We start from the raw sequence: 14,106 nt of genomic DNA on the forward strand, positions 1-14,106 counted from the left end.
GATCGCGGTGCGGTGCAACCTACTCGGTGTGTTGCGGGGGGTGGTGCGGGGGCGGCTAAGCAACGGGCGCTCCGGCCGGGGCGGCACCCGGGCCACCGGGCGGGCCTGCGACCCCGGCCACCTCGTCGAGGTCTGCCGCGGCACCGGCGAACTGAGCGGCATACAACCTGGCGTAGGCGCCGTCGGCGGCGAGCAGCTCGGCGTGCGAGCCCTGCTCGACGATCCGTCCGTGCTCCATGACGAGGATGAGATCGGCGTCCCGGATGGTGGAGAGGCGGTGCGCGATGACGAAGCTGGTCCGGTCCGACCGCAGCGCCGCCATCGCGTGCTGGACGAGCAGCTCGGTGCGGGTGTCGACCGAGCTCGTCGCCTCGTCGAGGATGAGCAGCGCCGGGTCGGAGAGGAACGCGCGGGCGATGGTGATCAGCTGCTTCTCGCCGGCCGAGATGTTCGAGGCCTCGTCGTCGAGCACCGTGTCGTAGCCGTCCGGCAGCGAGTGCACGAAGCGGTCCACGTACGTGGCGCGCGCCGCCGCGAGCACCTCCTCCTCGGTGGCGTCCGGCCGCCCGTAGGCGATGTTGTCCCGGATCGTCCCGGCGAAGAGCCAGGTGTCCTGGAGCACCATCCCGATGCGGGACCGCAGGCCCTGCCGGGTGAGGTCCCGAATGTCGACACCGTCCAAGGTGATCCGGCCCGCGTCGAGCTCGTAGAACCGCATGACGAGGTTGACGAGGGTGGTCTTCCCGGCACCCGTCGGGCCCACGATGGCGACCGTCTGCCCCGGCCGGACCGACAGGTTGAGCTGCTCGATGAGCGGCTGGTCGGGCAAGTAGGAGAAGGACACGTCCTCGAAGGCGACCTCGCCGCGCGGGTCCTCGATGACGTCCGGCACCGCGACCTCGGGCTCCTGCTCCTCCGCATCGAGGACCTCGAAGACGCGCTCCGCCGAGGCGACCCCGGACTGGAGCAGGTTGGCCATCGAGGCGACCTGAGTGAGTGGTTGCGTGAACTGGCGGGAGTACTGGATGAACGCCTGGACGTCTCCGAGCGACATCGATCCCGAGGCCACCTTGAGGCCGCCGACGACGGCGACGACGACGTAGTTGAGGTTCCCGATGAACATCATGACCGGCATGATGATGCCGCTGATGAACTGCGCCCCGAATGCGGCACCATACAGCTCGTCGTTCTTGGTCCGGAAGCTCGCCTCCGTCTCGCGCTGCCGCCCGTAGACCTTGACCAGGCCATGGCCGGTGTAGGTCTCCTCGACGATCCCGTTGAGCTCGCCGGTGTTGCGCCACTGCTGGACGAACATCTTCTGCGAGCGCTTGGCGATCATGCCGGTCACGACGATCGACACGGGGATCGTGACGAGCGCGATGAGCGCCAGGACCCAGGAGATCCAGAACATCATCGCCAGCACCGCGATGACGGTGAGCAGCGAGTTGAGCAGCTGCGAGAGGGTCTGCTGGAGCGACATGCTCACGTTGTCGATGTCGTTCGTGACCCGCGAGAGGATCTCGCCGCGCGGCTGCTTGTCGAAGTAGGGCAGCGGCAGCCGGTTGAGCTTCGCCTCGACGTCCTGGCGCAGGCGGTACATCGTCCGCGCGAGCACGCCCTGCAGGATCCAGCCCTGGACCCACAGCAGGAAGGACGAGGCGGCGTAGAGCGCCGTGACGAGCAGGAGCACGTCGGCGACCGCACCGAAGTCGATGCCCTGGCCGACGACCACGCCGGCGCGCTCGAGCATGTCGGCCATCGTGTTCTCGCCGCGGGCGCGCAGCCCCGCGATGACCTGCTCCGTCGTCGTGCCCGGAGGCACGGTCTGCCCCAGCTGGCGTCCAAGCAGGCCCCCGAAGATGAGGTCCGTGGCCCGACCCAGGATCTTGGGGCCGATCGAGCTGAGGAAGACGCTCACCACGACGAGCGTGACCACGACGACGACCTTGCCCCGCTCGGGTCGGAGCGTGCCGAGCAGGCGCTTGGCCGACGGGCCGAAGTTGAGCGACTTCTCCCCCGGCTGGCCCATCATCATGTGCGGTGGTCCGCCGCGTCGGGCGGGTCCACGCCTGGCCTCGGCCGCCTTCTCCTCCGCGGTCTTGACACCCTCGGCCATCAGGCTGCCTCCTCCGCGCCGCGCTGGGACAGGGCGATCTCCTGGTAGGTCTCGCACGTCTCGAGCAGCTCGTCGTGCGTGCCCTGCCCGACGATCCGGCCGTCATCGAGCACGATGATCTGGTCGGCGTCGATGATGGTGGACACGCGCTGGGCCACGATGACGACCGCCGCGTCCCTCGTCACCGGCCGCAGGGCGGCGCGGAGGCGCGCGTCGGTCGACAGGTCCAGGGCCGAGAACGAGTCGTCGAAGACGTAGATGTCCGGCCGCTTGACGACGGCCCGCGCAATCGCGAGCCGCTGCCGCTGTCCGCCGGACACGTTCGTGCCGCCCTGGGCGATCGGCGCATCGAGCCCGCCGAGCTCCTCGACGAAGGTCGAGCCCTGGCTGATGCGCAGGGCCTCCCACAGCTCCTCGTCAGTCGCCTCCGGGTTGCCGTAGCGCAGGTTGCTCGCGACGGTTCCGGTGAAGAGGTAGGGCCGCTGCGGGACGAGGCCGATGCGGGCCCACAGGGCGTCGAGCTCGAGGTCACGCACGTCGACGCCACCGACCTTGACCCGACCGGAGCGGACGTCGAAGAGGCGCGGGATCAGGCCGATCAAGGTCGTCTTGCCCGCACCCGTCGAGCCGATGATCGCCGTCGTCTGGCCCGGCACCGCCGTGAAGGTGATGTCGTGGAGTACCGCGACCTCGGCCCCGGGATAGTGGAACTCGACGCCGACGAACTCGACCCCTGCGTTGGGCACCCGGATCGGGATCGGCTGCACCGACTCGGCGATCGACGACGTCGTGTCGAGCACCTCGGTGATCCGTCCGGCCGAGACGGCGGCGCGAGGGATCATCGTCGCCATGAAGGTCGCCATCATGACGGCCATGAGGATCTGGACGAGGTAGGCCAGGAACGCCGTCAGCGACCCCACCTCCATCGCCCCGCTCTCGACGCGGTAGGCGCCGAACCAGAGCACCGCGACCGTGGACATGCTGAAGATGAACATGACGACCGGGAAGACGAGCGCCATGAGCCGCCCGACCCGCAGTCCCGCCTCGGTGAGGTCCGCGTTGGCCGCGCCGAATCGCTTCTCCTCGTGGGGCTCCCGGACGAAGGCCCGTACCACGCGGATGCCGGTGATCTGCTCGCGCAGCACCCGGTTGACCCCGTCGAGTGCGGTCTGCATCCGGGTGAACCACGGCACCATGCGCCAGATGACCAGGCCCACGGCCAGGCCGAGCAGCGGGACCGCCACGGCCACCAGCCAGGACAGCCCGACGTCCTCGCGCAGGGCCATGATGATGCCGCCGAACATCATGATCGGCGTGGACACGAGCAACGCGAAGCCCATGAAGAGCACCGTCTGCACCTGGGTGACGTCGTTGGTGTTGCGCGAGATGAGGGTCGGCGCCCCGAACTTGGCCACCTCCTGCGCGGAGTAGTGGATGACGGTGTCGAAGATGTTCGCGCGCAGGTCGCGGCCCACCGCCATGGCCACCCGGGCGGCGAGATAGGTCGCGCCCACTGCCGCGGCGATCTGGACGATGCTCACCCCGAGCATGAGCACGCCGTGGCTGACGATGAAGCCGGTGTCCCCCTTGGCCACCCCCTCGTCGATGATCTCGCCGTTCAAGCTGGGCAGGTAGAGGACCGCGATGGTGCTGATGAGCTGCAGCACGACGATGAGCGTCATCTCGCGGTGGTACCGCTGGAGATGGCTCCGAAGCAGTCGGACGAGCATCGGGTGCCTTTCGCTGTGGTCTGGGAGGGTGGGAGCCCTGGTGGGAGCGCCTGGTCGACGCTAGAGACTCCTGCAGGGTCAGGGTCAATCGGTTTTTCGACTGGTTTTCAGACTGGCCGGCCGGGCGCGCACCCCGTCGAGGATCGTGTCCACGACCTCCTCGGGGGTGAGCAGCTCGCCCTGCGCGATCCCGGGATGGCTGCCGGAGAAGGTGAGCAGCCGGATCCGGTGGAGCAGCTGGTGCGGCGTCACCGTCAGCTCGTCCGCGTCGACGAGGTCGAGCACCGAGTCGAACAGCTCGACGTGGGACGGCTGGCACTCCCCACCGAGACGCGAGCGCACGTGCCGACCCGCCTCGAAGCAGTCGTGGTGCGGCGCCACCTGCGGCGGCTGCGAGAGACCGAGCGCGTTCATCAGGTCGAGCACGTCCCGGATCCGCTGTTGCAGGATGGCGGCGAACTCGACCAGCCGGTCCCGCATCGGCAGCGACCGGTCGATGGCCTGGAACTCGCGTCGAGCCGACGCCGGGCAGAAGCCGGCCTCGACCGCATCGGCCTGCAGCGCTCCCTTGCTCGGAAAGGCGCGGAAGATGGTGCCCTCCGCCACGCCGCCGGCCCGGGCGATCTCGCTCGTCGTCGGCACGCGTCCGTGCTCCCGGGCGAGCTGGAGGAAGACCGAGACCAGCGCGTCCCGTCGCTCGTCCGGGGCCAAGGGCGCTGCGCGCCCCGTCGTGGTGCCCATGGTTCCCAGTATGAGTGAGTGCTCACTCATTCACAACAGACCAGTTCAGCTGCCGTATGCCCTGGGCTCGCTCCCAACTACTCACTCCGTTGGGTGGGTGGTGGAGCAGGCAGACTGGTACCGCCCGATTCGATGTGAGCCCGGAACCGAGCCCGGAAAGGCGCCGCGATGACCGTCTCCCCTGCCGTCTGGACCGTCACCGTCATCGTCATCATCGGGTTGCTCGCCTTCGACTACTTCTTCCACGTCCGCACGGCTCACACACCAACGCTGCGGGAGTCGGCCATCTGGTCGGCGGCGTACGTCGGCGCGGCGGTGCTCTTCGGCATCGTGGTCTGGTGGCTGGGCGGCTCGGCCATGGGCACCGAGTACTTCGCCGGCTACATCACCGAGAAGGCGCTCTCGGTCGACAACCTGTTCGTCTTCCTCATCATCATGACGAGCTTCCGCGTGCCGCGCGCGGACCAGCAGAAGGTCCTCCTCTTCGGCGTCACCTTCGCGATCGTCGCGCGGACCGGATTCATCTTCCTCGGCGCCACGCTCATCAACCGGTTCGCTTGGGCCTTCTACCTCTTCGGCATCATCCTGCTCATGACGGCCGGCAACATGCTGCGGCCCGAGGGTGAGGACAGCCACTCCGCCGACAACATCATGATCCGGATCGCCCGCAAGCTGTTCAAGACGTCGCCCGACTACGACGGCGACAAGCTGTTCACCGTCATCGACGGCAAGCGGGTCATGACGCCCATGCTGCTCGTCATGGCGGCGATCGGCGGCACCGACCTGCTCTTCGCCATCGACTCGATCCCGGCGATCTTCGGCCTGACGCAGAACGTCTTCATCGTCTTCACCGCCACCACGTTCTCGCTCCTTGGCCTGCGGCAGCTGTTCTTCCTCATCGAGGGCCTGCTCGACCGGCTCATCTACCTCAGCTACGGACTCTCGGCGATCCTCGCGTTCATCGGCGTGAAGCTCATCCTCCACGCCCTGCACGAGAACAACGTTCTGTTCATCAACGACGGCGAGCCGGTCCCGGTCATCGAGGTGTCGACCGCCGTGTCGCTCGTCGTCATCGTCGGGGTGCTGACCGTGACCGTGCTGGCCTCGCTGCTCAGCCCCGCCGGCAAGGCCCAGACCGCGGTCACCAACGCCCGCCGCGGCGCGATCCGGTACCTGGACCTCAGCTACGAGGAGGACCAGCAGCTCCGCGAAGAGGCCTACGAGGCACTCTGTGAGGACGAGCGGGTCATCCGCGCCCTCCCGGAGAAGTACCGGGCCCGCATCCGCGAGGGCGAGACCGAGCTCATCGAGCTGCTCAACCGCGCCCACGTCATCCATGCGGACCGGGTCGCCCGTCGCGAGGCCGGCCTCCCCTACCGCATGTGACCCGCCGCCCGCTCACCACCCAATCGAGAGAACAGCTTTCGGGACCCCGAACCAATCGAGTGAACAGCTTTCGGGACCCCAAACCGATCGAGTGTGCAGAAGATGCGGGCACGTACGGCACATTCGACGGGAGCCAGCCCAGCGGCATACGGCATGGGGAAACCCGCCCCGTCAACTGGCCAACCTGTTGATCGAGTGTGCAGAACATGCACTCTCGATCAACGGTGAACGGGTGGCGCCCAGGCTGGTCGGGGAATGAGGCAGAACGGGTGGCCGGCCGGGTCGGCGAAGACGCCGCGGCCCGGCAGCTCGGTGGCGCCCAGGGCCAGGACCAGTGGAGTCGCCTCGGCGACGTCGTCGACCATGACGTCGAGGTGGACCTGTTGGGGCACGGACGGGTCGGGCCAGGTCGGTGCGCGGTGGTCCGGTGCGAGCTGGAACGCCAGCCCCGATGTCTCCGAGCTGTCCGACACGACAACCCAGTCGTCACTGTCATAGGTGATGGGCCTGCCCAGCAGTTCGGAGTAGAACGTCGCCAAGGCCCGCGGGTCCGGACAGTCCAGGACGACATGGTGCATTCGACCGATCATTGAACCGGATGCTGCCACCGCAGGGCCGGGACCAACAGACCCCCTTGGCCATCCACGCACGATCGAGTGCACAGCTTTCGGGGCCCATGGGCCCCGAAAGCTGTTCACTCGATCGGTCGGGGGTCCCGAAAGCTGTTCACTCGATCAGGTGAGCAGGCCGTCGGCCACGAGGTCGCGGATCTGCGGCACCAGCTCGGCCCGAACGGCCGCCGGATCGACCTCGACGAGCGACGCAATCGCGTCCAGCGCGGCACGCGCGGTCAGCTGCCCATCGGCGACGCCGACGTAGGCAGCGAGCAGTGTGTCGGCCCGCACGACGCGCCGCAGGCCGCCACCTTGCCGGATGAGGATCACCGAGGGATCCTCGGCGCCCGGACGCCCGTGCCGCTCCTCGGTCACATCCGCGGCGCACGACCACGCCACGTCGAGCACGTCATCGTCGCTGTGCTCGGCGAGCCAAGTCCGTGCGGCGAGGCCGGCTTCGACGACCGCGCCCATCGCCGCCGCCACCGGGCCGGGAGCCTCGTCGAGGGACCGCCAGGGCACCCGGTCGTCCATCGGCCGCTGGAGCGCCACGATGCCGAACCCGATCGACTCGACCTCGCGCGAGGCGAAGTCGCGCAGCCACGCCGCACAGAGGCGGTCGTGCTCCGCCGAACCGGGCCGGTGGCCGCCGTCGCGGCTCCAGAGCTCGGCGTACTGGGCCGGGTCCTGGAGCTCGCGCTGGACCACCCAGGCGTCGAGACCAACCCCCTCGAGCCACTCATCCCACACGTCACGCCACGTCCGGCCGGCAGGCACCTCCCAGTTGCCGAGGAGCTGCGCGACACCACCCGGCTCGAGGACCGCCTCGACCTGCTGGACCAAGGAGCGCACCACCGTGTCCCCGGGTCGTCCGCCATCCCGGTACGCATAGACCGGAACGTCCCCGTCGCGCGGCGTGATGACGAAGGGCGGGTTGGAGACGACGAGCGAGAAGCGCTCGCCCGCAACTGGATCGAGCAGGTCACCGGCCCGGAGGTCGACGTCCAGGCCGGCGAGAGCCGCATTGAAACGGGCAAACGCAAGCGCCCTCTCGGAGATGTCCGTGGCCACGATCGACCCTGCGTGGCTGCCGAGGTGGAGCGCCTGGACTCCTGCCCCGGTGCCGAGATCCAGGGCCCGTCCGACCCGGCGACGGATCGTCCATGACGCCAGGGTCGTCGTGGCGCCGCCGATGCCGAGGACGTGGTCGGGTCGGAGCGGCTGCCGGGTGACCAGCTCGGAGAGGTCGGAGGCCACCCACCAGTCGTGAGTCTCGTCCGAATAGGGCCGCAGGTCGCACGTCCCGACGACCTGGTCCGCATCGCCGCGCACGAGGCCGAGGGCCCTGGCCCCGTCGATCCGCAGGGACGGCAGTGCGGTGTCCAGCGCAGCGCCGCTGATCCGCCGACCCAGCGTGAAGAGCCGGATCAGCGTGCCGCAGCAGTCGGGGGTGCGCCCAGCCGCCCCACTCGGGTCAGGCGCGGGGGCGGTCGCGAGCAGCGCCGGGAGCGGCTGCTCGCGGTGCAGGGCGGCCGAGGCGAGAGGCCCCAACCGCTCGGCTACCCCGTCCACCGTGAAGCGGGCCGCCACGAGGTCGTCGCGCAGTCGCGCGATGAGGCCGGCGTCGACGACCGGCGGGGGCGGGGACGACGGAACCTGCGGGGCCACCGGATGGCAGCGGGTCAGCCGCGCGAGTTGGTGGCCGCGGGCGGTGTGGGCGCCTGCCCCTGCGCCTGCCCCTGCGCCTGCCCCTGCGGCTGCCCCTCGTCGTCCGCCTCGCTGGCGGCCAGCGCCGACTCGAGGTCGGAATGGATCTCGAAGACCTTGTCGAGCCCTGTGATGGCGAAGACCCGCAGCACCCGCTCGGCGGTGCAGACGAGCCGCAGGGAACCGCCACGGGTCCGCGCGATCTTCAGTCGGCCCACGAGCACCCCGAGCCCGGTGGAGTCGAGGAACGTGACGTCGCTGAGGTCGACGACGAGATCCGGGCGTCCGGCGTGGATCTGCTCGTCCAGCTTCTCCCTGACGAACGGTGCCGTGTAGACATCGATCTCGCCACCGAGGCGCACCACGGTGCGGTCACCGTGATCGGCCCGGGTGATCGACAGATCCACCTGTGGCCCCTTCCCGCTTGTGCGTTGCCATGTGCCTTGCCATTGCGTGGCCATTGCCTCGCAACGACCCGGTATCTCCCTGACCTCGGGAGTAACATGCCCGGGTCGCCGCAACGTTACCCCGGCGACATACGGTTGCTCCACATGAACGGGTCTGACGCGCTGTCGACAACACACCCGGCGTCGCCCGGCGTCCCGGTGGTGGACTACCACGCGCCGTTCGACCCGGGGGCGTTGCTCAGCCGGCTGGTCGGTGAGCACCCCGAGCGCCTGCTCCACGTCCACGAGCTCCCGGCGCGACCTGCCCAGTGCGTCGAGTGGCCCGACTGGCTCGAGCCCACCCTCCTCGGCGCGCTGGTCGGAGCGGGCATCCCGGCCCCATGGCGACACCAGGTCGAGGTCGCCGACACCGCCCACGGAGGCCAGCACGTCGTGGTCTCCACCGGCACCGCCTCCGGCAAGAGCCTTGGCTACCTCATGCCGCTGCTCACCGACGTCATCGACGGGACCCGAGCGCCGAACGGTCGCGGTGCCACGGCCCTGTACATCGCCCCGACGAAGGCTCTCGCCGCGGACCAGCTCGACCGCATCGCGCGGCTTGCCCTGCCAGCCGTCCGCCCGGCGACGTACGACGGCGACACGCCAGCCGACGAGCGCCGCTGGATCCGCGACCACGCCAATCTCGTCCTCACCAACCCCGACCTCGTCCACCACTCCCTCCTGCCGAGCCACGAGCGGTGGGCGTCGTTCCTCCGGGCTCTGCGCTACGTCGTCGTCGACGAGTGCCACGTCTACAAGGGCGTCTTCGGGTCGCATCTCGCCGCCGTCCTCCGCCGACTCCGGCGCGTCGCCGCCCGCTACCGCGCGACACCCACCTTCGTCTTCGCATCCGCCACCGTTGCCGACCCGGCCGAGCATGCATCACGACTTCTTGGTATGCCGCTGAGCTCGGTCACCGAGGACGGCTCTCCTCGTGCGTCCATGACCTTCGCCCTCTGGGAGCCTCCGCTCCTCGTCGACGAGAAGGGACTCCCCAGCCGGGCCAGCACGATCACCGAGACCGGCGACCTGCTCGCCGGATGCGTTGAAGCAGACGTGCAGACGGTTGCCTTTGCGCGGTCACGCGCCGGCGTGGAAGTGGTCGCGAACGTCGCCCGGGCCCGTCTGGGAGAGTCACCGGACGAAGGGCTTTCCGGGGGTCCACGGGGGCGGAGCCCCCGTGTGTCGGACGAAGGGCTTTCCGGGGGTCCACGGGGGCGGAGCCCCCGTGTGTCGGCATACCGTGGCGGTTATCTCCCGGAGGAGCGAAGGGAGCTGGAGAGGGCCCTGCGATCACGCGACCTCGTCGGCATCGCCGCGACGAACGCCCTCGAGCTCGGTGTCGACATCACAGGTCTCGACGCGGTTCTGCTCGCCGGATGGCCCGGCACGTTGGCATCGCTGTGGCAGCAGGCCGGACGGGCCGGGCGGACGGGGCAGGGCTCGCTGGCCGTGCTCGTCGCAGCGGACGACCCGCTCGACACGTTCCTCGTCCACCACCCCGAGAGCATCTTCGGCCGGGGGGTCGAGGCCGCCGTGGTCGACCCAGACAATCCCCACGTCCTCGGGCCGCATCTCGCGGCGGCGGCCGCGGAGCTGCCCCTGACGGACGCGGACTTCGAGCTCTTTGGTCCCGAGACCGGTCCCCTCCTCGATGCCCTCGTCGCCAAGGGCCTCCTCAAGAAGCGACCCCGCGGCTGGTTCTGGGGCCGCGAAGACCGCCCCTCCGACCACCTGTCCCTGCGCGGAGCCGGCGAACCGGTCCGCGTCGTCGAGACCCGGACCGGGCGTGTGGTCGGGACCGTCGACGAGGCCTCGGCCCACGCCCAGGTCCACACCGGCGCGGTGCATCTGCACCAGGGCCAGAGCTGGGTCGTCACCGGGCTCGACCTCGCCGAAGCCACCGCCTTTGCCGTCCGCGGCGACCCGGGATGGACCACCCAGGCGCAGTCGGTGAGCGAGTTCGCGATCGTCCGCGAGCTCGAGGGTGCCGACTGGGGTCCGCTGCGGTGCTCGTTCGGCCACGTGACCGTCACCCACCAGGTCGTCTCCTTCCTGCGGCGGCTCCCGGGCGGGGAGGTCCTCGGGGAGCACCCGCTCGACCTGCCGCCCCGCTCCCTCGCGACCAAGGCGATGTGGTGGACGCTGCCGGTGGACGCACTCGCGGCTGCAGGCGTCGATGAGGCCGACATCCCCGGTGCGGCCCACGCGGCCGAACACGCCGCCATCGGGATGCTGCCGCTCTTCGCCACGGCCGACCGTTGGGACATCGGCGGGGTGTCCACGGCCCTGCACCCGGACACCGGGCTGCCGACCATCCTCATCTACGACGGCCATCCCGGCGGGGCGGGCTTCGCGGAGCGCGGCTACCGGCGGGTCAGCGAGTGGCTCACCGCGACGCGCGACGCGATCGCCGCGTGCGAATGCTCCACCGGCTGCCCCTCCTGCATCCAGTCCCCGAAGTGCGGCAGCGGCAACGAACCGCTGGACAAGGCCGGCGCGATCGCTCTGCTCGGGCTGACGCTCTCACGCTGCACCGGAGGGTAAGGAGCGTTTCGGGACGCGCGGAATGGGGCGGAATCCACCCAAATTCCCCCGTTCCTCTCCCGCTTGTCGCCCTTCGTGGCTATCGTTCGGTTCGGCGCAGAGCCCACCCGCGCCGCTTTGAGGGATCCCTCGACAGGAGAGACATGAAGCGAAGGATGATGGGCGCGGTCGCTGCCGTGCCCGTTGCGCTCGCGCTGGCGGGCCCGGGGTCCGCCGACGCGGCAGTGACCCAGACGGACGCATCGTTCACGGACGGCATCTACGTCGTCCAGATGGCCGACCTGCCGGTCGTCGCCTATGACGGCACGATCGCCGGCTACCAGGCGACCAAGCCCGCCAAGGGCCAGAAGGTCAACCCGGCGTCATCGGCCGTGACCAAGTATGTCGACCGGCTCAAGAGCACGCACAACGCAGCGCTCGGCAAGGTCGGCGCTTCGTCGAAGCTCTACGACTACGCCTACACCTACAACGGCTTCGCCGCCCGCCTGACGTCCGACCAGGCCAAGAAGCTGGGGAACGTCTCCGGCGTCCTCGCCGTGACCAAGCAGCAGACCTACTCCATCGACACGTCGACGACGCCGGAGTTCCTCGGGCTCACCGACGAGGGCGGGCTCTGGGACCAGCTGGGCGGCACGAAGAGCGCCGGCGAGGACATCCTCATCGGCGTCATCGACTCCGGCATCTGGCCCGAGTCACTCTCCTTCACTGACCGGGTCAACGCCAACGGGGTCCCGGTGGCGGCTCCGAGCGGCACGGTCGCGTACTCCAAGCCCGACCTCGCGAGGAACAAGGCGTGCCTTACCGGTGAGGAGTGGGCACCGGATGACTGCAACAACAAACTCGTCGCCGCGCGCTACTTCAACGCTGGTCAGGGCGGAAACGGCGCCATCAACCGCGACCGGCCATGGGAGTTCAACTCCGCCCGCGACTACAACGGCCACGGCTCCCACACCGCTGGCACTGCGGGCGGCAACCACAACGTCCCGGTCGACGGCCTTGGCGCCGCAGTGGCGCCCAACGGCATCAGCGGCATGGCGCCGCGGGCCCGCATCGCCGCCTACAAGGCGCTGTGGTCGACTCAGTCGGGCGACACCGCCGGAGGCACGACGTCCGATCTCGTGGCGGCCATCGACACCGCTGTAGCGGATGGTGTCGACGTGATCAACTACTCGATCAGCGGCTCGCAGACGAACTTCGCCGACCCGGCCGAGATCGCCTTCCTCTTCGCCGCCGACGCCGGCGTCTTCGTGGCCACCTCGGCGGGCAACAGCGGTCCGACGGCGTCGACCGTCGCGCATCCCTCCCCGTGGGTCACGACCGTCGCGGCCGGTACGCACAACCGCAGCGGCAACGGCTCGGTCACCCTGGGCAACGGGACGACCTACAACGGGGCGTCGCTCGCCTCGGCGGCGGTCTCAGCCGACTTCATCGACGCCACGGCGGCCGGCAAGGCCGGTGCGGACGCCACGCAGGTGAAGCTCTGCTACTCGAGTGCGGACGGCGGCAACGTCCTGGATCCCGCCAAGGTGGCAGGGAAGATCGTCCTCTGTGAGCGCGGCGTGACCGGGCGGACGAACAAGAGCCTCGCCGTCAAGGAGGCCGGTGGCGTCGGCATGGTCCTCGTCAACCCGACGACAAACTCGGTCAACGCCGACTTCCACTTCGTGCCGACGGTGCACCTCAACGCCGACGTCTACAGCGCGGTCAAAGCCTACGCCGCCACGCCGGGCGCGACGGCGACGATCAACGAGGCGACGCTGACGACGGAGGAGCCCGCGCCGTTCACGGCCAGCTTCTCCTCGCGCGGACCGCTGCGTGCTGGTGGCGGTGACCTGCTCAAGCCGGATGTCATCGCCCCTGGCCAGGACATCCTCGCGGCCTACTCGCCGATGACGAACCAGGGCTATGGCTTCAACCAGATCTCCGGCACGTCGATGTCGAGCCCGCACGTCGCGGGACTGGCGGCGCTGCTCAAGGACCTCCGGCCCGGATGGTCGCCGATGGCCATCAAGAGCGCCCTCATGACCACGGGCTACGACGTCCTCGACAACGCGTCAGTCTCCGACCGAGCGTTCCGACAGGGCGCCGGTCACGTGGAGCCGAACAAGGCGGCGAGCCCAGGCCTGGTCTACGAGAGCTCGTGGAACGACTGGCTCGCCTTCTTGTGCGGCAGCTCGCGCGCCGTCGGGGCGGCTACCTGCACGGCCTTGACCAACGCCGGCTACAGCACAGACGCCAGCGACTTGAACGGGGCCTCGATTGCCATCGGCGACTTGGCGGGCATCCAGACCGTCACTCGCAAGGTGACCAACGTCGGTGATTCCCCTGCGAGGTACCGCGCCCGCGTCACTGGCCTCAGCGGCGTCAGTGTCGAGGTGTCGCCGTCGACCCTGACGGTCGCCCCTGGAGAGACGAAGGAGTTCACCGTCACGTTCACGCGAACCAGGGCGGCGGTGAACGCCTATGTCGGCGGCCATCTGACGTGGACGGACGGTACGCACGATGTGCGTTCGCCGTTGGTGGTGCGTCCGGTGGCGCTTGCGGCGCCGGCGCAGGTTACGGCTGACCCGGCCGGCTCGAGCTACCAGGTGACCTTCGGCTACGACGGCTCGTTCTCGGCCACACCGCGGGGGCTCGTCCCAGCGGCGGTCACGCCGGGGATCGTCGCGGACGACCCGACGGACTCGACCTGCTCGCTCACCTCGCCGAACGCCCAGAAGATCGACGTTGCCGTACCAGCAGGCACGACGTACGCGCGGTTCTCGCTCTTCGACGCAGACGTCAACGCGGGCTCCGATCTCGACCTCTGTGTCTTCAAC

General features: G+C 69.5%; 8 protein-coding genes and 1 pseudogene. 3 read left to right on the forward strand and 6 right to left on the reverse strand.

Annotated features, from left to right (window positions below; translation table 11 throughout):
* Nucleotides 1-55 precede the first annotated feature (55 nt).
* The 3 genes from VJN29_RS12905 to VJN29_RS12915 all read right to left on the reverse strand — a co-directional run bounded on the left by VJN29_RS12905 (nucleotide 56) and on the right by VJN29_RS12915 (nucleotide 4,587).
* Nucleotides 56-2,116 (reverse strand): ABC transporter ATP-binding protein, encoded by a 2,061-nt coding sequence (locus VJN29_RS12905; protein WP_324144036.1) that lies wholly within the window; start codon nucleotides 2,114-2,116, stop codon nucleotides 56-58.
* Nucleotides 2,116-3,846, reverse strand: a complete 1,731-nt coding sequence (locus VJN29_RS12910; protein WP_324144037.1) for an ABC transporter ATP-binding protein — start codon at nucleotides 3,844-3,846, stop codon at nucleotides 2,116-2,118. The genes VJN29_RS12905 and VJN29_RS12910 overlap by 1 nt, the downstream gene beginning before the upstream one ends.
* An 84-nt stretch (nucleotides 3,847-3,930) precedes the next feature.
* Nucleotides 3,931-4,587 (reverse strand): TetR/AcrR family transcriptional regulator, encoded by a 657-nt coding sequence (locus VJN29_RS12915; RefSeq protein ID WP_324144038.1) that lies wholly within the window; start codon nucleotides 4,585-4,587, stop codon nucleotides 3,931-3,933.
* 168 nt (nucleotides 4,588-4,755) lie between these two features.
* Between VJN29_RS12915 and VJN29_RS12920 the strand changes: the two genes are divergently transcribed.
* Entirely contained in the window at nucleotides 4,756-5,973 is a 1,218-nt protein-coding gene (locus VJN29_RS12920; RefSeq protein WP_324144039.1) for a TerC family protein, read from the forward strand.
* 218 nt (nucleotides 5,974-6,191) lie between these two features.
* Here the strand turns inward: VJN29_RS12920 and VJN29_RS12925 are convergent, their stop codons facing one another.
* The 3 genes and pseudogenes from VJN29_RS12925 to VJN29_RS12935 form a co-directional block, all read right to left on the reverse strand.
* Nucleotides 6,192-6,551: a VOC family protein gene (locus VJN29_RS12925; protein ID WP_324144040.1), complete on the reverse strand. Its 360-nt coding sequence runs from the start codon at nucleotides 6,549-6,551 to the stop codon at nucleotides 6,192-6,194.
* 156 nt (nucleotides 6,552-6,707) lie between these two features.
* Entirely contained in the window at nucleotides 6,708-8,255 is a 1,548-nt protein-coding gene (locus VJN29_RS12930; protein ID WP_324144041.1) for a DUF7059 domain-containing protein, read from the reverse strand.
* A 107-nt stretch (nucleotides 8,256-8,362) separates the two neighbouring features.
* A pseudogene (locus VJN29_RS12935) lies at nucleotides 8,363-8,701 on the reverse strand (STAS domain-containing protein); the annotation flags it as partial.
* Nucleotides 8,702-8,845: 144 nt separating this feature from the next.
* On the opposite strand from VJN29_RS12935, the gene VJN29_RS12940 reads away from it, so the two are divergent.
* Together VJN29_RS12940 and VJN29_RS12945 are read left to right on the forward strand one after the other, a co-directional pair.
* Nucleotides 8,846-11,287 carry a DEAD/DEAH box helicase gene (locus VJN29_RS12940; RefSeq protein ID WP_324144042.1) on the forward strand — a complete coding sequence of 814 codons (2,442 nt, stop codon included), beginning with the start codon at nucleotides 8,846-8,848 and terminating at the stop codon, nucleotides 11,285-11,287.
* 143 nt (nucleotides 11,288-11,430) lie between these two features.
* On the forward strand, nucleotides 11,431-14,106 hold a 2,676-nt coding region (locus VJN29_RS12945; RefSeq protein WP_324144043.1), incomplete at its 3' end, for a S8 family peptidase.

The organism is Intrasporangium sp. (genome assembly GCF_035280925.1).
In the GTDB taxonomy this organism is placed as follows: Bacteria; Actinomycetota; Actinomycetes; order Actinomycetales; family Dermatophilaceae; genus Intrasporangium.